Source organism: Erysipelothrix amsterdamensis, from assembly GCF_940143175.1.
In the GTDB taxonomy this organism is placed as follows: domain Bacteria; phylum Bacillota_I; class Bacilli_A; order Erysipelotrichales; family Erysipelotrichaceae; genus Erysipelothrix; species Erysipelothrix amsterdamensis.
This window is the reverse complement of the sequence record NZ_OW659496.1, coordinates 950380-973257: the sequence shown is the minus strand read 5'-3', so window position 1 is coordinate 973257 and position 22878 is coordinate 950380. Positions and strand designations below refer to the sequence as shown.

General features: G+C 35.9%; 20 protein-coding genes. 4 read left to right on the top strand and 16 right to left on the bottom strand.

Going from position 1 to position 22878, the window contains the following annotated elements:
• Nucleotides 1-4: 4 nt before the first annotated feature.
• Complete coding sequence (locus tag NMG63_RS04560) at nt 5-1588, bottom strand: ABC-F family ATP-binding cassette domain-containing protein (RefSeq protein ID WP_003773615.1); 1584 nt, start codon at nt 1586-1588, stop codon at nt 5-7.
• Between the two features lie 158 nt (nt 1589-1746).
• Nucleotides 1747-2292: a carbonic anhydrase gene (locus tag NMG63_RS04555; protein WP_254006474.1), complete on the bottom strand. Its 546-nt coding sequence runs from the start codon at nt 2290-2292 to the stop codon at nt 1747-1749.
• 186 nt (nt 2293-2478) lie between these two features.
• Here NMG63_RS04555 and NMG63_RS04550 point away from each other — a divergent pair, with 186 nt between their 5' ends.
• The 3 genes from NMG63_RS04550 to brnQ all read left to right on the top strand — a co-directional run bounded on the left by NMG63_RS04550 (nt 2479) and on the right by brnQ (nt 5937).
• Nucleotides 2479-3720, top strand: a complete 1242-nt coding sequence (locus tag NMG63_RS04550) for a competence/damage-inducible protein A (RefSeq protein ID WP_123171484.1) — start codon at nt 2479-2481, stop codon at nt 3718-3720.
• Nucleotides 3721-4068: 348 nt separating this feature from the next.
• A complete protein-coding gene (locus NMG63_RS04545) occupies nt 4069-4581 on the top strand; it encodes a hypothetical protein (protein ID WP_254006473.1) in 513 nt (170 codons plus the stop codon).
• A 63-nt stretch (nt 4582-4644) separates the two neighbouring features.
• Nucleotides 4645-5937 carry a branched-chain amino acid transport system II carrier protein gene (brnQ, locus tag NMG63_RS04540; RefSeq protein ID WP_123171486.1) on the top strand — a complete coding sequence of 431 codons (1293 nt, stop codon included), beginning with the start codon at nt 4645-4647 and terminating at the stop codon, nt 5935-5937.
• A gap of 23 nt (nt 5938-5960) precedes the next feature.
• Here the strand turns inward: brnQ and NMG63_RS04535 are convergent, their stop codons facing one another.
• The 4 genes from NMG63_RS04535 to NMG63_RS04520 form a co-directional block, all read right to left on the bottom strand.
• Entirely contained in the window at nt 5961-8105 is a 2145-nt protein-coding gene (locus NMG63_RS04535) for a YhgE/Pip domain-containing protein (RefSeq protein ID WP_254006472.1), read from the bottom strand.
• Nucleotides 8095-10203, bottom strand: a complete 2109-nt coding sequence (locus NMG63_RS04530; RefSeq protein WP_254006471.1) for an efflux RND transporter permease subunit — start codon at nt 10201-10203, stop codon at nt 8095-8097. The genes NMG63_RS04535 and NMG63_RS04530 overlap by 11 nt, the downstream gene beginning before the upstream one ends.
• Before the next feature lie 4 nt (nt 10204-10207).
• On the bottom strand, nt 10208-10795 hold the full coding sequence (locus tag NMG63_RS04525; RefSeq protein ID WP_013852952.1) for a TetR/AcrR family transcriptional regulator: 588 nt from the start codon (nt 10793-10795) through the stop codon (nt 10208-10210).
• Between the two features lie 166 nt (nt 10796-10961).
• Nucleotides 10962-11339 (bottom strand): cytidine deaminase, encoded by a 378-nt coding sequence (locus NMG63_RS04520; RefSeq protein WP_254006470.1) that lies wholly within the window; start codon nt 11337-11339, stop codon nt 10962-10964.
• 276 nt (nt 11340-11615) lie between these two features.
• Between NMG63_RS04520 and NMG63_RS04515 the strand changes: the two genes are divergently transcribed.
• Nucleotides 11616-13688: a glutamine synthetase III domain-containing protein gene (locus tag NMG63_RS04515; protein ID WP_254006469.1), complete on the top strand. Its 2073-nt coding sequence runs from the start codon at nt 11616-11618 to the stop codon at nt 13686-13688.
• A gap of 43 nt (nt 13689-13731) precedes the next feature.
• On the opposite strand, the gene NMG63_RS04510 is transcribed toward NMG63_RS04515, so the two are convergent.
• Genes NMG63_RS04510 through NMG63_RS04465 form a run of 10 tightly spaced genes read right to left on the bottom strand, consistent with a single transcriptional unit; the run spans nt 13732 to nt 22764 of the window.
• Nucleotides 13732-15567 carry a hypothetical protein gene (locus NMG63_RS04510; RefSeq protein WP_254006468.1) on the bottom strand — a complete coding sequence of 612 codons (1836 nt, stop codon included), beginning with the start codon at nt 15565-15567 and terminating at the stop codon, nt 13732-13734.
• A 1-nt stretch (nt 15568) separates the two neighbouring features.
• Complete coding sequence (locus tag NMG63_RS04505; protein ID WP_254006467.1) at nt 15569-15880, bottom strand: DUF192 domain-containing protein; 312 nt, start codon at nt 15878-15880, stop codon at nt 15569-15571.
• Nucleotides 15880-16800, bottom strand: a complete 921-nt coding sequence (locus NMG63_RS04500; protein ID WP_254006466.1) for a type II secretion system F family protein — start codon at nt 16798-16800, stop codon at nt 15880-15882. The genes NMG63_RS04505 and NMG63_RS04500 overlap by 1 nt, the downstream gene beginning before the upstream one ends.
• Before the next feature lie 9 nt (nt 16801-16809).
• Nucleotides 16810-17733: a type II secretion system F family protein gene (locus NMG63_RS04495; protein ID WP_013852949.1), complete on the bottom strand. Its 924-nt coding sequence runs from the start codon at nt 17731-17733 to the stop codon at nt 16810-16812.
• Between the two features lie 11 nt (nt 17734-17744).
• Nucleotides 17745-19109, bottom strand: a complete 1365-nt coding sequence (locus NMG63_RS04490) for a TadA family conjugal transfer-associated ATPase (protein ID WP_013852948.1) — start codon at nt 19107-19109, stop codon at nt 17745-17747.
• The gene (locus tag NMG63_RS04485) at nt 19109-20347 is read right to left on the bottom strand and encodes a CpaE/TadZ family protein (RefSeq protein WP_003773577.1); all 1239 of its coding nucleotides are present in this window, start codon (nt 20345-20347) and stop codon (nt 19109-19111) included. Before NMG63_RS04485 ends, NMG63_RS04490 begins: the two co-directional genes overlap by 1 nt.
• A gap of 14 nt (nt 20348-20361) precedes the next feature.
• A complete protein-coding gene (gene cpaB, locus NMG63_RS04480) occupies nt 20362-21171 on the bottom strand; it encodes a Flp pilus assembly protein CpaB (protein WP_254006465.1) in 810 nt (269 codons plus the stop codon).
• A 21-nt stretch (nt 21172-21192) separates the two neighbouring features.
• Nucleotides 21193-21681 (bottom strand): TadE/TadG family type IV pilus assembly protein, encoded by a 489-nt coding sequence (locus NMG63_RS04475; protein ID WP_003773572.1) that lies wholly within the window; start codon nt 21679-21681, stop codon nt 21193-21195.
• Nucleotides 21675-22250 (bottom strand): TadE family protein, encoded by a 576-nt coding sequence (locus NMG63_RS04470; protein ID WP_013852945.1) that lies wholly within the window; start codon nt 22248-22250, stop codon nt 21675-21677. The genes NMG63_RS04475 and NMG63_RS04470 overlap by 7 nt, the downstream gene beginning before the upstream one ends.
• Nucleotides 22225-22764: a TadE/TadG family type IV pilus assembly protein gene (locus tag NMG63_RS04465; protein ID WP_013852944.1), complete on the bottom strand. Its 540-nt coding sequence runs from the start codon at nt 22762-22764 to the stop codon at nt 22225-22227. Before NMG63_RS04465 ends, NMG63_RS04470 begins: the two co-directional genes overlap by 26 nt.
• Nucleotides 22765-22878: the final 114 nt, after the last annotated feature.

The window sequence follows — 22878 nt, the reverse complement described above, 5'->3', positions numbered from 1 at the left end:
CTTGTTATTTACGGTCTAAATATTCTTGGTATGTTCCGAGATAGTCTACAAGCGTACCATCTTCTTTAAATTCCATAATACGTGTTGCGGTTGTTTCAATAATTTGGTGATCATGTGACGCTAAAAGAATTGTACCTGGGAATTTAATCAGTGCATTATTCAATGCAGTAATGGACTCCATATCAAGATGGTTTGTTGGTTCATCAAGAATTAGAACGTTTTTACCCATAATCATCATCTTGGACATCATACAACGCACTTTTTCACCACCGGATAGAACATTAAGTTTCTTCAATGCATCATCTCCAGCAAAAATCATGCGTCCTAAAAATCCACGTACATACGTTTCATCTTTTTCATCAGAAAATTCCATGAGCCAATCAACAATTCGTTCATCAGTTTCAAAATCTTCATCAAAGTTTTTATTGAAGTATCCATAATCAACACTTGATCCCCAATGCACAAAACCAGCATCTGGTTGAACTCGTTCTGTAATGATATCAAAAAAGCGTGATTTAGTGATTTCTTGGTCTCCTACGAACGCTACCTTTTCGTTATTTCCAATTGTGAAACTTAAATTTGTGAAAAGTTCTTTGCCATCTAAAGTAGCACTCAAATCGCCAACTTCTAATACTGAACTTCCGAGATTACGTTTTGGTTTAAACTCAATAAATGGGTAACGACGTTTTGAAGGTACCATCTCATCAAGTTTGATTTTTGATAGAGCTTGTTTACGTGAGGTTGCTTGTTTTGATTTTGAAGCATTTGCACTAAAGCGATCAATAAAATCTTGAAGTTCTTTAATTTTTTCTTCTTTTTTCTTATTTGCATCTTTCATTTGACGAAGGATTAATTGACTGGATTCATACCAGAAGTCATAGTTTCCTACAAATAACTGAATTTTACCGAAATCAATATCCGCAATATGAGTACATGTTTTATTTAAAAAGTGACGGTCATGGGATACTAAAATTACGGTACTTTCAAAATTAATTAAGAATTCTTCAAGCCATTGAATGGCTTCAAGGTCAAGGTGGTTTGTTGGCTCATCAAGTAGAAGAATATCAGGATTACCAAAAATTGCTTGGGCTAATAATACTTTAACTTTATCAGAACCTGTAAGTTGTTCCATTTTCGATTCGTGATACTGACGATCAACGCCTAGACCATTTAATAATGTGAACACTTCTGCTTCAGCATTCCAACCATCCATATCCGCAAATTGTTCTTCCAGTTCACCAGCACGAATTCCATCCGCTTCTGAGAAATCTTCTTTTGCGTAGATCACTTCTTTTTCTTTCATAATCTCATAGAGTTTTTCGTTCCCCATGATAACTGTTTCTAAAACTGTAAAATCATCGAAGGCAAAATGATCTTGTTTTAAAAACGAGAGTCGTTTTCCATTTGGAATTGATATATGACCACTTGTTGGTTCAAGCTCACCGGATAAGAGTTTCAGGAAGGTTGATTTTCCTGCACCGTTTGCACCGATGACACCATAACAATTACCTTCTGTAAATGTTATAGATACCTCTTCGAATAATGCCTTGCCATCAAACATTAACGATAAATTATTTGTACTAATCACTGATATTCTCCTTTAAATTCGTTCAAACTCCTATTATAGAGTATATTTATAAATAAACAATAAAAACAAGACAGATTTGTCTTGGCTTTTACATTACTTATCTTCTTAATAGTATAGCAAATTTTTGTGAATATAGTAGTCTTATGATATTGATGCAATTATAACCACGATACAAGTCCTGTTGTTATGTCATAAAACGCACTCACAACTTTAACATCATGACGTTTGATAGACGAATTGTCTGCGATTTCTGAAGCCGTTTTTTGAGCGTGGTTTTCCGATGAATGATCAATGCCTTCACTTAAAATGTGTCCTTTGATTTGATCCACAATGGTTTTTAGATTCCCATCAAGTGATAGGTTATTGAACGCGGCACTGATAGCACCGCATTGACTATGACCTAAGACGACAACTAAAGGCGTTTTAAGATTCTCAACCGCATATTCAATACTTCCTAACACCGAAGAATCTGAAATATTACCAGCATTTTGAATCAAAAACAAATCCCCTAACTTACAATCAAATATAATATCCGGTGACACACGAGAATCCGAACAACTAAGAATAATCGCATAAGGATTTTGTCCCGTTCCTAAGTCTTCCATCTCATGTTGAGCATGATGTGAATTTCGAACCGTTTGATTTGTAAAGCGAAGATTTCCATCTTTTAATAAATCTAGTGAATTTTCCCATTTATGACGCATAACTACTCCTCTTCTTTCATCGCTGTTTGATTGTGTTTTAAAAACAATTACGATCTTATAGTTATTATAAAATGATTATTCAAATATAACGGCGGTTGTCATGAAACTATCACAAAATGTCATCAAGAATTTTTCTCGTTAAAAGACAGTAACAATGGTATTATAGTGACAGAACGGAGTTGAATTATGAAATCAGAAATTATTTGTGTTGGAACCGAATTGTTGTTGGGGGATGTTGTGAATACAAATGCAACGTATATTGCCCAACAATTAGCGAATGATGGCATATTTTGTTATCATCAAAGTGTTGTGGGTGATAATCCGAAGCGTCTTAAGCATAGTTTTTCGGAAGCTTTAAGTCGTAGTGATGTCATTCTTCTTACAGGTGGACTTGGACCAACTTATGACGATCTTACAAAAGAAATTATCGCTGAAATGCTTGGTCTTCCTCTTATACTTCACCAACCTACCATGGATAAGCTTGAATCGTATTTTAAAACAAGTGGTAAATCTATGACCGAAAACAATATTAAGCAAGCGATGATTCCTCAAGGTGCTTTTGTATTTGAAAACATGTGTGGTACCGCTCCAGGCATTGGTATTGAAACCAACACCAAAACTGTTATATTACTTCCGGGACCCCCACGTGAAATGAAAATGATGTTTGAAACATCTGTTAATGATTACTTAAAACAAAAAACAAACGTGACGCTTGTATCGCATAAGATCTATTTATTTGGAATTGGTGAATCAACAGTCGAATCAATTCTCAAAGATAAAATGATCGATTATCAAAACCCTACAATTGCACCATATGTTTCAGATGGCAGCGTCATGTTGCGTATTACTGCAAGTGCTCAATCTTATTTTGAAGCGGACACACTTATAAAACCCGTAATCGAAGAAATCAAAGAACTTTTTCAAGATTATTATTACAGTGTTGATGTGCCCTATCTTGAAGATGTGATTGTTCCCTTACTTACACGAAAAAACATGAGCGTTTCAACGGCTGAAAGTTGTACAGGAGGACTTTTAAGTTCCCGAATAACACGCGTTTCCGGGAGTTCAAAAGTATTTAATCTGGGTGTTACTACGTATTCAAACGATCAGAAAAACGCAATCCTAAACATACCTCATGAATATTTTGATACCGTTGGAGCTGTTTCTCCGGAAGTCGCGAAACTAATGGCTTCCAATATTCGTACACTTGCAGGTTCAGATATTGGTATTGGTATAACAGGAATCGCAGGACCTACAGGTGGTTTTGATGATAAACCGGTAGGACTTGTATATATTGCAATTGCGACGTCAAAAGGTGTTGAAGTGAAAACCCTCAACTTAGGTCGAAACCATGCTGATGAACGAATACAAATCCAAAAAATGGCAACAAATCATGCTTTGAAAATGATTTTCGATGAAATCAAATAAAAAAAAACGATGTAGTTAAATGACGGAAGACTACATCGTTTTTTTATGTCGGCTATATTCAAGGAGAAGAATGAATATATTTTCACAGTGACCATGTACTGGGAATACATGTCCCCCTCCACTGTCCGACCCCTATATATTAAAACCTAATTCTTAATATAAACTTAAATAAAACTTAAATCGATTTAAGATAAAAACGCTTATGCAAAAACACTCTTAAAGTATCAAATACGAATATGACTTATTGTATTTTAAAATAAATCGTTTAAATGATAAGAAAGATGACCTATAATCGCTAAAACAGTGTATAATCCTAATTATAGCGCTTTTATTGGGGGATCTATGCATATGAATAAAAAGAATATCTTAACCTATTTCCTATTAATATCAATGTGTATTGGTTTGTTTATGTATTCATCACTGAATCCATTTATGAAACACACTCGCTTCTATAAATGTGGTAATGAATTGGAATCCCAGTTGATTTTGACCCATACAGGAACGTATGTTATTTTAAATCAGGATGGAACGTTTTATAAAGATAATTATCATCGCACATTTTTAAGATCATTTCGACTAACGGACCATAAAGACGTGAAAATTGCATCTCTGAATGAATCAATTCGTTTTAAGTCTCGAAGCCAAGGTGATATGATTTGCAGCCAAAATTATCGTAACGATGATCTCAATACTCATGATCGAATGGCTTCACTGATTCTCGATCATCATAACCGTTTAATCCAATTAAGTAGTATCATTAAAAACAAAACAAATAATTCGAGTCCGGTAATCACGTACAACACAATTGACTACCAAATTACGCTATTTGAAAAAAACTTTGACCATATCCTCGGGAATTAGTACAATTTCACTTATTATCCACCTTTATACTTTAAACTTAAATTCTAGAAATTGGGGTCCTTTATGAACAAATTATCACGCCTTGAGGTACTTTCTCTTGGTATTACAGTTTTCTCTATGTTTTTTGGTGCTGGAAATCTTATTTTTCCTTCCATGATTGGTTATCTTTCGGGATATAACCTTCCAATATCAATTTTTTTCTTTTCAATGTCTGCCGTCTTTCTAACGTTTTTAGGCATTAGTGCCGTCGCAAAGGCTGAAGGCTTCAATCCAATTGGGTCAAAAGTTCACCCGCACTTTGCCACAGCGTTCACCGTTATTATTTATATTTCTATAGGACCTGGATTAGCGATTCCACGAGCAGGTACAATGCCCTTTGAAATTGCAATTAAACCGATGTTATCTGCATCGAACTTGGGTGTCGCAATGCTTATTTATACGTTTGTGTTCTTTGGTATTGCCGCATGGTTATCCATGAAACCCAATAAGTTAGTGGATCGTATGGGTAAAGTATTAACACCGATTCTTCTCAGTCTTTTGATTATTACTTCAGTCCTGATTTTTTCTAAACAGGCACATGTAATTTTACCTCCCAAAGATCCATATCGTCTCCATCCGGCAACGGCCGCATTTATTAATGGTTATATGACGATGGATGCGATCGGATCCCTTACAGTTGGACTTGTACTTTCTATGATTATACAAGACATCGGAATTACCGATAAAAAGCTGATTCGTAATACAACATATCAAGTTGGTGCGATTGCAGGGATCTTATTATTTCTTGTTTATATTCTTTTGGCACTTCTAGGCTCTCATATTGCACCAAATTTACCAAATGCTACCAATGGTGCAGAGGTCTTAATTGCTGTTTCATATGCGGCCTATGGGTCTTATGGTCCAATTGTACTTGGATTGATCTTTACCTTAGCATGCCTTACAACTTGTGTCGGATTAATTACTTCATGCAGTAAATATTTTTCAGAACTTCTACATATCCTAAGTTATGAAAAATTTGTTATCTTACTCTCAATAATTAGTTTAATCATTGGTAATTTCGGTTTGAATCAGATTTTAGCGATCAGTTCACCGATACTGAGTGCAATCTATCCAATCGCAATTACTTTAATTCTCTTAACCCTTATAGGCGACATACCCGATATAACATTTAAAATAACGACGATTGTTGTGGGATGTATTAGTATCCTATCAAGTATTAATCATGCTTACAGTACATGCTTTAAACTCATCTCGACGCTTCCATTACATAACCTTCAACTTTCTTGGGTCATACCTGGAATCGTCATTGCCATTATTACAACAATCTATGCAAACCTTACACTGATTGAAGCTTAAAAAAAAACGACCGAAGTCGTTTTTTATTTTGAAATTTTTTCTTTAATCCAAGCAAAGAATCCTTTGTGTTCTTGAACTGTTTCTTCAATCACTTTTGTTTCTTTTTCTTTCTTTATTGCCTCAGTTCTCATAATCATTTTGGAACTGCCTTCCATGTCAGAACCCAGACCACTTAATGTTGTATTTGTTTCAGCGATCTCTAAGAGACCATCTTTTACATCAAGAATTCGAGTTAAATCATCCATACTGATCTCATCGTGTGATTTCGCTTCAGCCATTCCTTCATTAACTTTGTTATTAAGTTCTGTTGAACCTTCAGCAAGTTTGGTTGCTCCTGCTTCGAGTTGTGAACCAGCATGATAAACTTGATTTGAGCCTTGTGCAAGAGCATCAAGTCCCTCTTTAACAACAATTGATCCGTCATTTAGTTTTTGAATGCCTGATGATAGTTCAGTAGCACCTGCGGAAAGTTTGGACGAACCATCAAGTAGAAGTTGACTTCCACGTGATGCCTCTTTAGATTTAGTATCAAGTACCAAGGCTCCAGCATTTAGTTTTTGTGCATTCTCATTCAATTGTGCAGACACAGTTTCAAATTGTTCCAATCCATGATCTAGTTGACCAAGTCCTGCTAAGACTGATTTTTGATTTGTATTCACAGTTTCAAGTCCTTGTTTCACAGCTTCACTACCTTCAACAAGCGTAGGTAGTTGTGTATCAACGTGTCCATAGATTGTATTTACTGCTTCATTGGATTGTTCGAGTGCATTAACCGTTTTAACAAGTGTTTCATATTCTTGTTGGATTTCTGTACGATCTTTGTCTTCAGGAATCAATGCAATGGCTTTTTCAAGTACCGTAATTTGTTCTTTGAGCGATGCAATGGTTTGTGCTGTTTGTTTAATTTGACCTAATCCCATTGTATTTGCACCCTGGACTCCGTTTACACCTGATACAACTTGATGACTTCCCGTCGTCAATTGTTGTGTACCCGAATCAATTTGACTCATTCCAGTCTTAAGTTTGGTTACAGAGCCTCTAACGGGTTGCAATGCTTCAGAAGCTTTAATAAAGCCTTCGCTCAATTGAGTTGCTTTGGAAGCATATTGCGTAACACCTTCGCTTAAAGCCATATAACCATTACCTAATTGTGCTGTTTTCTCGGTAAAAAGAGATGTATTGTCAGCAAGGGATTGTGCACCTACCGAGCTTCGATAAATACCGTCAAAAAACACACCCGAACCTGAAGCAAGCTCATGCGATCCATCGCTTACTTTACCAACTGCACTAACATAGTCAGTAATGCCACTATTTAATTGATTTGAACCATCGGATAATTGTTGTGTTCCGTTTGCAAGTTGGTTGGCAGCATCTTTTAAAGTCTCGATACTTCTTGCAACATCTTCAACACGATCAAATTCTTCTAATGCTTCTAAATTTGGAATGTTTGAAGTCGCGGTAAAGACAATCGGACTCATTTCAAAATCCACAACATCTGCTTGGACTTCGATATGGTCATCAAGACCAAAGAAATCTTTGGTAATACCGAGATTTTCTTTCATTCCTGGAAGAACAGCAAAGGTAGCAATTTGATTGTTCCCATCTTGAATTAACTTACCTGTATTCACAGTAACATCTTTAAAAATGTCTGAGGATAAGTTCATGACAGTTGCAACCATGTAAGGTGCATAACCATTTTTTGTTCCACCATTTTTTAATTTAATAGTGCGTGGATCGTTATTTTTAATGTCGATTGAAATCTTTAATCGACCGCTTTGTCCAACAATATCTTCTGGACGAACTGTTTTACCATCTAAGGTATAATGAATCGATGTTTCAATCGGTAATGATTGTTCGATATCTCCTTGATAATAAACATCTTTTTGATCTGTATTCCATATTACTGTATTACCCGCAATACCAGGTTGATCGTCCGTTTTAACATTGACGATATTTTTTAAATTTGATTTATCTGAAACAGTCTTTAATTCTTTATCTGAATGTAAGTGTACACTTGATACTTTATGAATCACGCGACCATCACTATCCAAGTTTACAAAAACTGTTTCGTCTTTTTTTATCGGTTCATTTGCACTTACAGGTACAACGGCAACCATACTGATTGCAATCGCACCACTTAGTGCACGTATTGAATTTTTAGTCTTCATTCGTTATAACATCTCCTTTATTACTTTTTTTCCATCCCCGTGTTGTTTTACTTATAATTCCTTCGCATCCAAGTAAGATACCAGGAAGAATAAATAATATAACGAGTGTAGAAATGATTGCTCCACGAGCGATCATACCGCTAAGACTTGATACTAATTCCATCTCAGAAATAATTGCAACACCTACGGTAGAACCAAAGAATGCAAGTCCACTTGTTGATATTGACTTAGCTGATTCTTTAACAGCAATTTCCATTGCTTCATGTTTTTCTAAACCATTCCCGCATTCTTCTTTAAATCGTGTAGTTAGCAGAATTGCATAATCAACTGTAGCCCCTAATTGAATTGATCCAATTACGATACCAGCTATAAATGGAATAGAAGTTCCCATATAGAATGGAACACTCATGTTAATAAAGATTGCAAGCATGATTGCTGCGATTAAGAGAACTGGAATTGATACGGACATAAATACAAGGGCAATGATAATAAATACGGCAGCAAAACTCAGTGCATTAACACGAGCAAAGTCTTCATCCGCAATATCGATCAGATCTTTTGTTAAGACCCCTTCACCCGTTAATAATGCATCTTCATCATAATGTTTCATAATTGAAGATATCGCCTCTATTTGTTGGTTTTCTTCATCCGTAGCGGATTTAAAAGAAGAATTAATGATGAGACGTTTATAATCACCTTTTTCGAAAATTGAGACTACCTTTTCCGGTAAAAACGATTCTGGAACTGTAGGACCCACATATTTTTGATATGAAATAACATTTTCAATGCCATCCAACGATTCGATTTCTTTAATCATTCGGGTGATTTCGAAATCAGGAACTGTTTTTGGAATGACTGCAAAATGTGTTGTTTGCATATTATAATCATCTTTTAGTTTTGTAAGTGCGACCATTGATGTCATGTCTTTTGGTAAGGATTCATCAAGGTTGTAGTAAACATCATTATTGCTTTGTCCAAAGTATGCTGGAACGAAGAGTAAAACACCGATGAGTACAAATACTTTCGCATGACGTGTAACTAATTTTGATAGATGATCAAATTCAGGTAGAATTGTGCGATGGCGCCATTTATGAATTGGACCATCAAAGATAAGAATTAATGAAGGCAATACAGTTAGAACTGATAATACACCTAACACGACACCCTTAGCCATTACAAATCCAATATCTTTACCGATTGTTAGATTCATAGCACCGATTGCTAAAAAGCCTGCAACCGTGGTTAATGAGCTCCCTACAATCGATGATGCAGTTGAGGCAATCGCAGAACCCATTGCTTGTTCTTTGTTTGAATTCTTGCGTAACTCCTCTTCATAACGATGTAATAAGAAAATCGAATAATCCAACGTTACACCTAATTGCAATACGGCAGCTAATGATTTGGTTATATATGATATTTGACCAAATATCACGTTTGTTCCAAAGTTATAAGCGATTGCATATCCAATGCTCAAGAGGATTATAAATGGTATAACGGTTGATTCTAAAGTCATTGCGAGCACTAATGTGGCAAGTAATACTGCAAGTCCAACATAAATTGGTGTTTGTGCATCTGCAAGTTCTTTTGTATCTTTTAATAATGCAGACATTCCGCTGAGGAATGAATGTTCATCAAGCAATGATCGAATATCATCGATTGCTTCATGGGTAAGTGGTGAGGCATTTCCTTCATCAAACTTAACAATAAGTAATGTTGAGTTCTCACGGAAAAGTAACGACTGTACATCTTCGGGTAACATTGTTGAAGGAACGGATATATCTACAAGGTCGTCGACCCAAATTACATCTTCGACACCTTTAACCGTCTTAATCTTTTCTTTTGTTTTTACTACATCTTTGTTTGTCATGTTTTCAATGACTAACATTCCAGTCGATGCACCACCAAATTCTCGGTCTAATATTTCTTGACCTTTAACCGACTCAGAGTCTTTTGGAAGATATGTTAGAATATCATAATTTATCTTCGTAGATACTGCTCCGTAAAGCGATGGAATTAAAAGCAAAGTCGCAATAATTAATATAATTTTGCGGTGTTTCGCAATCGCATCTCCAAACGCTTGGGTAAAACCTTTCTTCACGAAATCATCTCCTAATAATACGTTTTATGGTATCGAAGAGGAAGGGCTTCATGGTTTCTAAACTTGAGGGTTCCTCAAGAATTATTGTATTGTATGCAACTGAACCCGTAAGTTCGATTACAATGTAAATCGTATGATCTATTTCTGCTTCTGATATGCCTAAATCTTTAAGCCCTTTTGTAAACATATGATAGATTAAATTTATCTCTTCATAGTCTTCTTTTGCCTTCTTAAGAACCCCCCATGACAAATTCTTATGGATAAGCTTTAGAAGAAGCCGATCTTGTTCTAAAAAATCAAGAATTACATTGATAAAAAATATCACTTCATCTTCAAAATGTTCGAATACGTTTAAATGTGTTTCGTTAACCGCATAAACTAAAACATCCGAACTTTTCTTAAAAATAATGCGATCTAAAATATCGTATTTATCTTTAAAGTATAGATAAAAGGTTCCTTTACCAACTCCAGCATGTTTCGCAATATCGCTGATTGATGTTTCGTTAATTCCATGACTTGTAAATAAATCATACGCAGCATTATACAATTTGTTCTCTTTAAGTAACTTGTTTTTCTCAAGCTTGGATACCATATTTCCCTCCTCCGATACAAACTGACCATTGGTCATTATGCCAGCCGTTGTTTAGTTTATCACCAAACTGACCGTTGGTCAACTATTTTCATGAAATTGTATCGTTTTCTATTTTTTATAGTTCTATTATCGCATCATTAGACAAATAAAAACACGGTTTCCCGTGTTAATATGCTGCATATGGCAAGAGTTGATCAAGAATTACTAAATGGTCATTAGAAACCATAATCTCACATTGCTTATTATCTGCATTAATTTGTGAAAGAAGTTCTCGTGTTTGACCTGAAGGTGCAATCACGTTTCCCTCACCGTTCACAGTAACCATTTTCACAAAATGTGTTTTTCCAGATTTTAAAGCCTCCGCAATAGCACTTACACCTGAATTACATCCTGCTCCTGTTGTACTTTGAACAGAAATCCCAGTATATACGTTTCCATCCGCTGATAATAATGCCGTACATTCTCCATTTAATAATGCATTCGAGGATAGCACATCACATCTTGAATTTTGGTGTGCTATATCAATTAAATCACTATATTTCATACTTATCTCTCCTATTTCTCCGTAATTCTATCACATCAATTACACAAATAAAAGAGTTTTGTAAAAATAAATATACATACTAACTTTGGCCATATATGTATACTATTTTTAACGATACTAATCTGCGATACAATCTTTCTAAAGTCTAAAAACTACTTCAAATTAGAATAATATCCATTATTTTTCTAATATATTTGAAAAAAGTAAATCAAAATCAAAAAATTCTTTACTTTTACTGCAAATTATTTTATATTTTACAAGAAAAAGGAGAATTATATGAAGAAACCGTACGAAGATTTTGGAAGTAAGCTCTTCACAAAGGATGTGATGAGTGAGTATTTACCTCGCCCCGTTTTTGAACGTTGGTTAAATGCAATCCAATATAAAGAGAAAATGGATATGGCAAATGCGGAAGCAATTGCACATGCAATGAAAGTGTGGGCTTTAGAACATGGTGCTACACATTATTCTCATTGGTTTCATCCGATGACAGGCTCAAGTGCGGAAAAACACGATGCTTTTATTGAGCCCGATCGAAATGGTAAGCCAATCACACGATTCTCTGGCAAAACATTAATTAAAGGAGAAACAGATGGATCCTCATTTCCAAATGGTGGTTTACGACAAACCTTCGAAGCACGTGGATATACATATTGGGATGTAACCTCTCCCGCATTTATTCGGGGCCATGTTTTATTTATTCCCTCAATTTTTATTTCATATCACGGTGAATCCTTGGATGAGAAGGCGCCACTTTTAAAATCTATGGAAGCCTTAAGTAAACAGGCAACTCGTATCGTAAACCTTTTAGGTGATAAAAGTGTTACGAGTGTTGATGCTATGATTGGTTTAGAGCAAGAGTATTTCTTGGTTAGTTCTAAACATTTCGAACAACGAGAAGATCTTGTTTTTACGGGACGTACCCTTTTAGGCGAAAATGCACCGAAGGGTCAAGATTTAGTGGGCCATTATTACGGTAATATTCCTTCAAATGTTGTGCACTATATGGAGGATGTTAATGATGAGTTGTGGAAACTTGGTGTTTACAGTAAAGTGGAACATAATGAAGTCGCTCCAGCACAATTTGAAATCGTTACCCATTTCGATAAGGCAAATATTGCTCTTGATCAAAATATGATTGTTATGGAAACATTACAGCGCGTTGCAAAAAAACATCATTTATCAGCACTTCTTCATGAAAAACCCTTTAAAAATATTAATGGATCCGGTAAGCATAATAATTGGTCCTTAGTAACAAATACTGGCCACAACCTTTTCGAACCGGGCGAACGTCCTCACGAGAATATTCGTTTCCTTGTCTTTGTGTGCGCACTCGTAGAAGCGGTTGACTCGCATGCGGAATTATTGCGTTTTGCAGGGTCATCTGCTGGCAATGATCATCGACTCGGAGCATCTGAAGCACCCCCTGCTATTATTTCACTCTTTGTAGGATCTGTTCTTGAAGAAATATTCAAGCAATTAGCGACCTCAAAGGAAATTAATATTGAAAAAGAGGTTCAGTATTTTACACCACTTACCACACTGAGCGCTGTGACGAAAGATTACTCAGATCGAAATCGCACATCTCCTTTTGCATTTACTGGAAATAAATTTGAATTCAGGATGCCAGGCTCTTCGATTTGTAGTGCATTTGTAAATACTGTGTTATGTTCAATTATGGCAGAATCACTTGAGCGTATCGCGGATGACTTGGAACAATACAAGTATGTACAAGATATTCGCGAACAAGCATTGGGACACTGTCAGCGAATCATTAAAGCGCATCACAGGATTATTTTTGATGGTGATGCTTATCATGATAACTGGAAAGATGAAGCGGTACGACGTGGTTTACCAAATCTTGAACACTATGTTGATTCAATTCCTTCTATGCTTTATCCAAATACAGTTAAATTATTTAAAAACACTGAAGTACTGAGTGAACGTGAATTACAAGCCCGTACCATTATCGTTCAAACGCGATTTATAAAAACCATCAACACTGAAGCCAATACTTTACTAAAAATGGTGAAACAAGATATTATGCCTGCAATTGTAACTTCTATTAATCACTTATCGAAATCAAACAGTCAAAGCAGTTATGTGCTACGTCAAATCACAAACCTCGAGTCAAATCTCGATGCACTTGACGCTGCAATCATGACACTTGAGCAGAAATTATTGTTTGTTCACGAAATTACTGATTTAGAAGAAAAATCACTCGCAATGCATCATCAAATTCGACCAGAATTTGAGACAATTCGCGAACTGGTTGATCGAATGGAACGCGTAATTTCCAAATCACATTATCCCTTCCCAACTTATACGCAATTATTATTTGAACTCTAGTACACAACAAAAAAAGGTATTCAACTTGAATACCTTTTTCTTATTATGAATTGTATTTATAGTGATCCATAAATGCATCTAATGTTTCTCTTTGAGCTTCAATTTGCTTGTAAATACGCGCAATTTCTTCTTCAAAGTCGTTTTTAGCTGCTACTACAGGTTCAACAACCTGCGGTGTTGGTACAAAATTTGCAACCGGCTCAAGGACAGGCTCTTGCATATTCATATGTTGAATACGAGTACGTTCTTGAAGTGCATCATGAGATGGGTTTGTAAAATTAACGCGACCCATTAATGCTTCCATTTCTTTTTGCATATTCTGTAATTTCTGAAAGAGTTGATTGATTTGGGTGTCTTTTTCATCGATAATGCGTTCAAAGTCTTGTCTGGGTTGCCCTTGAAACGTTTGTGTATCTAATCGTTCTTTGAGACGACGCACCTCATCGTTCAATCCTTTACGAACCTGATATTTGTCAATCATTTCTTGCTTAAGTTCTTCTTGCAATTGCGCAATTTCTTGTTTTAGAAGTGCACGTTCTTGATCGAATGTAAAAGAAGGAGCGCTGTTAACTTCTGCTTCCAAACGGTTTATGATAATATCCTTCTTTTGAAGTAATTGATCATATTGCGTACGAATATCTTCTACACGTTGCATAATATTTGGTTGTAATTGAACTTGTTCAAGTTGTTGTGTAAGATTTTGAATCTTTTCTTGCAACAACATTACAGTCTCATCTTTTTCAGATGTCATGAGTTCAAGTTTTTTAGTTAAAAACTCTACTTCATTTGTTAAGGTTTCAACAGCTAAATCATCTTGACTGTTCATTGCTTCGACAGCTTCAGTAAGTTGTTGAATTTTGACTTCAAGTGTTTTAATCTCTTCTTCTTTTTCATCAAGGACATACTGTGTATGTTCAATTGACTCTTGTTGTTCATCAATTGTTCCTTGTTGATCCATTAGACGTGATTCAAATGCTTCGCGTTGGCTTTCTAATGATTCAACCATGCGCGCTGCTTCTTGAAGTGCATTATTGCGTTCAATAATCATATCTTCTTTTTGATCAATTAAAGCCATAAAGTTTTCTTCTTGAGCTTGATATTCTTCTAAAATTTTCATAGTACGTGCGATTTCCGAATCTTTTTCTGCTAGTTTAGTTTCCATAACAAGCATTTGTTCGCGTAACTCGTGAACTTCCGCATTACTTGTTTCAAGTTCAATTTCTTTTTCTTTTAAGAGGCGTACACTTTCTTCGAGTGCGCGATTCTTTTCTTGTAGGCTTGATTCAAGTTGATCAAGGTATTGCTCAACTTTAATATTTTCTTCTTCATTTTCTTTCACTTGCTGTGTTAAAACGGATACTTCACCATGAGCACGTTCTAACTGTTCCTGGAGTGATTGATAGTGAGAAGATATTTTATCTAATTCTTCTTGTAATTCTCCACTAACGGTCTTATATTGATTTAACTCAGTTGAAAACTGTAATTCTTGATTCTTAATATTTTCAGCTAATTCTTCATTTAAACCTTTAATGCGTTTGTACTCTTCTTCAATTTCAATCATTTTCGATTCTGCATCTGTAAATTGTGACTTTAGTAATGCATTTTCTTGAGAAAGTGAAGCTTTTTCAAGCAACATTTCTTTGATTTGAAATTCGAGGTTTCCTTGCATCTGTGAAACATTTTGTTCAATTTGTTCTACATATGCTTCAACACTACCGCGTGTATAGCCTCCGAAAAGTGTCTTTTTGAATTTATTCGATGATTCTTCGAGATCATCATCTTCTTCATCGTCGATGTCATTTGATGCGTCAAATGTCGGCATGGCGAAGTCGTTTGATTTTGAATCATCACCAAAACTCATATCAAAAAAATCGTTCATCTTATCCCTCCTTCATAATTAATTCATTAAATGTAATATCACTGAGTGATGTTACGATTTGAGGTGACGCTTCAACTAGATGACGCGCACCTTTTACTTTTTTACCGAGACGCCAAGGTTTTATTACTTCATGGTCAATAATATTAAAGTCTTTGTCTAAGTAAATGACACAAATGTCAAACTTCATAAAACAAGTATGAACACGTGCACAATGAAGAAATAACATTCCTTGGTCTTCATTGATTTCTTTTCTCAACATCAACCCTTTGAAACGTGTTCCAAAGTTTGATGCGATTTCGAGGTTTTTTATCATTATCGGCCTCCCAATGCTTCAATAATTGTCGGCACAGCTGGTCCGAGCAGAATAATAAAGATAACAGGGAAAATAAAGAGTACCATTGGAATCAGAATTTTAACTGGAATTTTTGCAGCACGTTCTTCAACATCTTGACGGTGTGAAGTACGAATCATTTGAGATTGACTCATTAAAACATTTTGGAGTGAAATCCCAAGTTCATCTGCTTGAATAATAGCATTGGTAAAAGATTTTACCTCTTCAATTTCAGTTCGTTCAGAAAGTCGGTTTAACGCCTCTTTACGAGGTTTACCCAACATGATCTCCCGTTGACAAATACGAAACTCTTCAATCAACGGTCCCTCTGCTTTGGTTGTAACATGTCCGAGTGCTTGGTCAAAACTTAGACCGGCAACAACAGAAACACTTAAAATATCCATTACTTCAGGTAATTGTCCTTTGATAACTTTTTTACGTTTTGTTATCTTTCCCTCTAGTGAATAACGACGATATACGTATCCACCAGCCATCCCCATCATCATATACATAATGCGAGAAAACCCACGTTGATGGGATGTAATAGCAAGATAAAGTCCAACTAATCCAAAACCGACAATAATAATAACATTCATCGCACGGTAATCTTTAGGATTCGTTGTAATCCCCGCTTTAAGCAAACGATCTGCAAGTTTTAATTGAGATTCTGCTTTAACCGGGAGCATTGTTGATACGGCATGAATCAACTTATCAACAATCGGTTGTAAGAAACGTTCTTGGAACGTTTTATCCAAAATGTCATCAGAACCATGTTTTTGTGAGCTCGAATTCTTTGTTTCATCCAATCGTTTTTTAATAACAAGTGACTTTCCTGTTAAGACACTCATTACAAAATCTACGAAGACATACGCAAAGATTGCTCCTGTAATTGCTTTTATCATGATTTCCTCCTACATCTCAATATTTGTTATTTTCTTGATCATCGCATAACCCATGATTTCAAGGGTTGCACTAACACCAAGCAATGCATAACCGAATGGAGTTGTGAATACTGGCTCCATATATTCTTTATTAACCATCGAAATTAAGACAAGAACAACAACCGGCAATCCTGCAATTACTTTCGCAGAAACATCTCCTTGTGCTGTTAGAGCCTTAATATTTTTCTGAATTGTAATCCGTTCTCGAATCGCTTCACCGATATTATCCAAGACATCCGCAAGGTTACCCCCTACTTGTCTTTGAATACTAACAGCAGTGTTCATCAATTTCATTTCTTCGGATTCCATGCGTGTTGATACAGCGGCCAGAGATTTTTCAATATTCTCTCCCAATTCAACTTCACGACACACTTTAAGAAACTCAGGACCAATTGGATCCGGTAAATCTTTCGCAATACTTGCAAGTGCTTGTTCAAAGGTAAAACCAGCACGTAAACTATTGGAAAGAATTAATAATGCATCACCTAATTGTTGACTAAATTTACCAATTCGTTGTTTTCTTTTAATTTTAATATACATCGGTGGACCAATAAGTGCTGCAGCGAAAGCGAATAATGTAACAATCATCCCTTTATCAAGTGCAACACAAATTACAACTGCAAACGCAGCAAGTCCTAACCACATTTTCAGAAATTCATCCGGTCGTAAGTTAATTCCAGCCATTAAGAGATTTTCTTTTAATTTTTCTGGAACTTCAATACTGATGGATTGTTTTTCTTTTTTCTGATCTTTTTTTGATTTTTTTGAATAACCGTATAAACTTTGTTTTTCGATTAAGTCCAAACGGTCTTTTAACATTATGAAGCGATGATAAATCAAATTTAATACAAATTGAAGGACAACAAGCGTAATGTAACTAAGGCATGCTGCCATTATAATCCACATTATTTTTGGAACCACTCATCTTTCACAAGGATACCATTCGCTTCTAATGTATCAATGATGTATGGACGAATACCCGTTGCCATAAATTTACCTTTAACTTTACCTGCAGCATCATAGCCTTCTTGTTTGAAAACGAAGATGTCTTGGAGTGTAACAATTTCACCCTCCATACCTGTAACCTCTGTGATCGCAACAACTTTACGTGAACCATCACGAAGACGGGTTTGTTGAACAATGATGTTGATCGCAGATGCAATTTGTTCACGGATCGCTTTAATAGGCAGATCCATTCCTGACATCATAACCATTGTTTCAAGACGTGAAACCATATCCCTCGGTGTATTCGCGTGACCTGTAGCAAGAGAGCCATCGTGACCTGTATTCATCGCTTGTAACATGTCAAGCGCTTCACCGGAACGAACCTCACCAATAATAATACGGTCAGGACGCATACGGAGGGAGTTCTTTACCATATCTCGAATGGTTACAGCACCCTTACCTTCAACGTTAGCTGGACGTGCTTCAAGTGTAATAACATGATTTTGCATTAACTGAATTTCAGCCGCATCTTCAATGGTTACAATACGTTCTGTTTCAGGAATAAAGCTTGAAAGAACGTTAAGTAATGTTGTTTTCCCAGAACCAGTACCTCCAGAAACCACAACGTTACAGCGTCCTTTAACACATGCTTCAAGAAAAGCAGCCATACCAAATGAAATCGAATTAAATCCAATTAAGTCACTGATTTGCAGTGGTGTTGAATTAAATTTACGAATTGTAATTGTTGGCCCACTTAAAGCTACAGGCGGAACAATGGCATTAACACGAGAACCATCCGGTAAACGCGCATCAACCATTGGGTTTGCTTCATCACATCGACGACCTAATGGTGAAACAATACGATTAATAATTTGAGCTACGTGAGCATCATCTCTAAAGAAAACGTTGGATAACTCAAGACGACCTTTACGTTCAATATAAACCGTATTCGGACCGTTAACCATGATTTCAGAAATATCTTCATCACGGATTAGAACTTCTAAAGGTCCAAGTCCCGTAACATCGTCAAAAATTTCTTGAATTAATTGTTCGCGCTTTGCTTTCGTCATTGCTTCTGCACGTTGTGTTAAGCATTCCGTAATAATTTCACGAACATCAATTCCTTCTTTATCACCGTGATTGTCTTGAATTCGTGTATTATACGCATCAATCGTTTCACGGTGAATAATTGCTTTTAAGTCTTTAAATTGGTCAACTTGAGGTTCGGCATCAACTTCAAATACACCAGGCATAAACGCTAGTCCATCACCCGAGCCGCCACCTTCAGTTGCTTTAGCACGTTCTAAGCGTTCTGATAACTTCATTATTTACCACCTTTTTTTCGTTTACCTTTTTTTGCTTTAGCAGGTTTTTCTTTAGGTTTTGGTAAAAATTTAGCAAGAAGTCCCGCAGGACCCGCTTCTTGTTCATCCGGTGAATCGGATTGATCAATTTCATCCGCCATAACTTGGTATGCTTTCGCAACACCGGATAATGGTGAATCAATTGCAATCGGTTTCCCTTGATTTAGAGCATCAATCGATGATTTTAAATCATAAGGGATGGTATGCCATAGCGGGAATTCCAAGACACGTGAAACATCTTTCGGCTTAACACGTCCAGGTTCTTCTTTCGCAACTACCAATTTAATTTTTTCATTACCTGCTAATGAGGTTACAATCGACAATCCTTTTTTGGTTCTACGTAATGTTGGAATATCCATTCCTGTTACATAAATAATTGTTGATGACAAATCAAAACATGACAAGTTAATGTTATTAAATCCCATGCTCGTATCAATAATTAGGTAATCGTAATAGGAACGAAGTGACGATACAATTTTTTCAACTTGTGAAACTGAAATGTTATCCGCAAATTCAGGACTGTTAGGTGCAGCAAGCACGTTTACACCAGAAGGGTGAACAGCCATATATTTTCGGATGGTATCTACGTTTGGACTTGCTTGTTCTTGTAATAACTCAGCAAGTGTATCTTTCGTTTCAATACGCATTGCCGTTGCAACTTCTCCAAATTCAAGATCAAAGTCTAAAATCGCAACTTTTAATTTCTTTTGAGCAAGTTTCACAGCTAAGTTCATTGCTACTGTTGTACGACCAACACCACCTTTTGAACTAAAAACTGTAATAACTTTTGATTTCCAGTTGTTTGTTGAACTGTTTTCTAATGCAATAAGTCGTGATGACTCATTACTATGAATTCCTTTTAATTGCTGTACTAAAGTAGAACGATCAATTTGCATCGGTAAAATATAATGAACACCTGTTTGCATAACCTTCTGCATCGTTTCACTTGTGTATTCTTGTGTTAAAACTACGGGTACAGATTTAGGACGTAATAAATAAATTTGTTGACATACACGTTGCAAAATACTTTCATGAGAAGAATAAATTAGAACAATATCTGGTTTTGTTTTTGAGATATCATCTAAGACTTTGTTCTCATCGTTTGATTTACCAACGATGCGGATTTCATCATCTTGTAGCATCGGAAAGAGTCTTTGTGCGACACTATCTTCAGCAAATACTAAAACTTTTAACTCCATCTAATTCTCCTTCTCTATTTCAATAAATCGCCTGTGATAACACCAGGAACTTTATCAACCTTGTCATGATCATGACTTCTTAAGATTGCACGGTTAGTACCTACTGATTCAGAAACAGCTAATTTAAGTGCATCTTCAGCAGAAACAGCTAGTGTTACCGTTGTATACATCTTATCCGCTACTTTTTTATCATCCGGTAAGGTTTCTTGATCGATTGCAAGAACTTCTTTATTTTGTAAAAGGAGCACTGCTTTCTTTTCTTTCAAACCAAGAACTGGAATACGTTCTTTACCATCAACTGCAGTTTCAACAGATCCTGCATACAATTGAGGATAGTTCTTCTTCAAATAATCATATTTTTGAAGTGTATCTTCTGGTAAATCACTATCTAAAACAGTAATGATATCAATTTTATTTCCAACACGAATTAACCCTTGCATTCCGTATTGTCCTTCAAGTTTTACAGTATAAGCACGCATATTGTCCGTAAGAACTGTACTTAAACCACTTGAACCTTGACCCACTACCTCTACCTTTTCTCCAGTAAACATATCGCCAACGGACATCTTTGTAGTTGTAACTTTACCGACAACACGCTCAGCATCCGCAAAAGCACCTTCAGGTGCAGCATCTTTATGAACGCTCTTAACTTCTATCATATCTTGAGTAATTCGAGTTTGTGCTGTAAGGGGTTTAAGCGCTACAACAACTTGCGTTAAATCTTTCTTCGGTATTTCCTTTTTTAAACCTTGGATTGGGTTCATTAACGCTAAAAGAAATACACCTGCAGCTACAACTACAGAAATTAATTTATTCTTATCCAAAGTAATTCCTCTTTCTTAATATTAATAAACACCATTAATGGTTGGAGTACGACCATCCCAAATAGGTTGTTGATCTGTAAAGTTTTGCCATACAGGTAATTCAACTTTAATTGGGAACTCATCAATTCCAAGTGCTTTCAAAGTTGTCGTTTTATAAACATCACGTAAAATAATAGTCCCGGTAAGACTAATCATATAGTTACCATTTGGAGACATACCACGTTGTTCATTCCAGACCAACTCGAATTGACTGGGATCAATACCATTTCGTTTCAGGATCTCATGTGCATTATCCAATGCAATCTGTTGACCTTGTTGTGAATGCAACATTTCTTCTGTGATATCAAGACGTGCTTCACGAACCAAATAGGCTACTTCTGTTAATTTATCTTTTTTATTCATTGCTAAAACAACATCCGTTGATAGCGCAACAAATCCCAATAGAAACATTAGAATAAATGCAAACATAATTAGAATATTTCCATCTTCTTCATTTTTAAAATTTACCATTGTTGATTCTTACCCCCTACTAACTCAATTCTTCTAATTTTATAAAGATTATTTTTCAACTCTACACCATCTTTGAGGAATGGCTTCGAGAAAGGAGTAATTGGGTAGACTTTGTATTTTACATCCGACGCTATTTCCATTGTCGTTGTTTTAAATTTACTGTTTGCGCGATCTTTATCCGTACCATCTGGAACACCATAATTAAATTCGCGTTTACCAGCGAGTACCGCAATACGACTGTTTTCAATCGTTACACGACTTACATCAATCGGTGCACCCATTTCTTCGACATTTTTTTCATACATATCGCGAATATGAGTATTGGCCCAACCACCATCTACGATATAACTTTGATTCGTATGGAGGGCATGCTTTTGTTGAGGACCAAGATCCAATTGAATGGCCATCTTACGCAGTGAGTAATCAAACTGCACTTTGTTATAAACCACCCAGCTTACATCAATTAAAAAGCAAACTATCAATAGAAAAAGTGGCAGCACAATCGCAAATTCCACCATTGCCTGACCTTTTTCTTTTTTAGATTTATTGACCAACTTTGACATTAGCATCACCATCGCCTCCTAAGTACATTAAACCACTGTACGTTTCTGTTAGACGAAGTGTCTCACCCATTATTTGTTTTGTAATATACATTGAGAAAGGAACATCATAAGTTGTTGTTACGGTTACATAACGTATATCAGTTCTATTTTTATGTCCGATAAACCCACCATCATTTGCGCTCCAAATTTTTCGCGTAAAATCACGATGTTCAATATCAGATAAGTCAATTTCATATTTTAAGCGTTTAGGGTCAAGTGTACCATTATTGTTAATAAGTGTTTCAATCGTCTTCTCTTTACTGCTAAATCGGGATTGATCTTTTACACCACCCGTTGCACCACCTTCGTCGTACAATACCGCAACCTTTTGAATTTCACTGGTTAGATATTGTAAATTGACCTTCGCATGCACCGCTTTACCAACGTCCATGATCAAAGCAAGCATAATTATAAGAATAGGAAGGATTAAAGCAAATTCCGTAACACTTTGACCACTTTCACCTTTAAGTTTTTTTATCATATTCACTCCTTAAAGCGACAAATAAAGGGGATGAAAAATCATCCCCTCGGAACTATCCAAGCCGGATAGAGATTATAAAATATTTAAAGTTAAAGTATCACTTGCGCGATACTT

Coding starts and splice junctions, on each gene's coding strand:
- NMG63_RS04555 (WP_254006474.1), bottom strand. CDS start 2,292: ATGCGTCATAAATGGGAAAATTCACTAGATTTATTAAAAGATGGAAAT.
- NMG63_RS04550 (WP_123171484.1), top strand. CDS start 2,479: ATGAAATCAGAAATTATTTGTGTTGGAACCGAATTGTTGTTGGGGGAT.
- NMG63_RS04545 (WP_254006473.1), top strand. CDS start 4,069: ATGAATAAAAAGAATATCTTAACCTATTTCCTATTAATATCAATGTGT.
- brnQ (WP_123171486.1), top strand. CDS start 4,645: ATGAACAAATTATCACGCCTTGAGGTACTTTCTCTTGGTATTACAGTT.
- NMG63_RS04535 (WP_254006472.1), bottom strand. CDS start 8,105: ATGAAGACTAAAAATTCAATACGTGCACTAAGTGGTGCGATTGCAATC.
- NMG63_RS04525 (WP_013852952.1), bottom strand. CDS start 10,795: ATGGTATCCAAGCTTGAGAAAAACAAGTTACTTAAAGAGAACAAATTG.
- NMG63_RS04520 (WP_254006470.1), bottom strand. CDS start 11,339: ATGAAATATAGTGATTTAATTGATATAGCACACCAAAATTCAAGATGT.
- NMG63_RS04515 (WP_254006469.1), top strand. CDS start 11,616: ATGAAGAAACCGTACGAAGATTTTGGAAGTAAGCTCTTCACAAAGGAT.
- NMG63_RS04510 (WP_254006468.1), bottom strand. CDS start 15,567: ATGAACGATTTTTTTGATATGAGTTTTGGTGATGATTCAAAATCAAAC.
- NMG63_RS04505 (WP_254006467.1), bottom strand. CDS start 15,880: ATGATAAAAAACCTCGAAATCGCATCAAACTTTGGAACACGTTTCAAA.
- NMG63_RS04500 (WP_254006466.1), bottom strand. CDS start 16,800: ATGATAAAAGCAATTACAGGAGCAATCTTTGCGTATGTCTTCGTAGAT.
- NMG63_RS04495 (WP_013852949.1), bottom strand. CDS start 17,733: ATGGCAGCATGCCTTAGTTACATTACGCTTGTTGTCCTTCAATTTGTA.
- NMG63_RS04490 (WP_013852948.1), bottom strand. CDS start 19,109: ATGAAGTTATCAGAACGCTTAGAACGTGCTAAAGCAACTGAAGGTGGC.
- NMG63_RS04485 (WP_003773577.1), bottom strand. CDS start 20,347: ATGGAGTTAAAAGTTTTAGTATTTGCTGAAGATAGTGTCGCACAAAGA.
- NMG63_RS04475 (WP_003773572.1), bottom strand. CDS start 21,681: ATGGTAAATTTTAAAAATGAAGAAGATGGAAATATTCTAATTATGTTT.
- NMG63_RS04470 (WP_013852945.1), bottom strand. CDS start 22,250: ATGCTAATGTCAAAGTTGGTCAATAAATCTAAAAAAGAAAAAGGTCAG.
- NMG63_RS04465 (WP_013852944.1), bottom strand. CDS start 22,764: ATGATAAAAAAACTTAAAGGTGAAAGTGGTCAAAGTGTTACGGAATTT.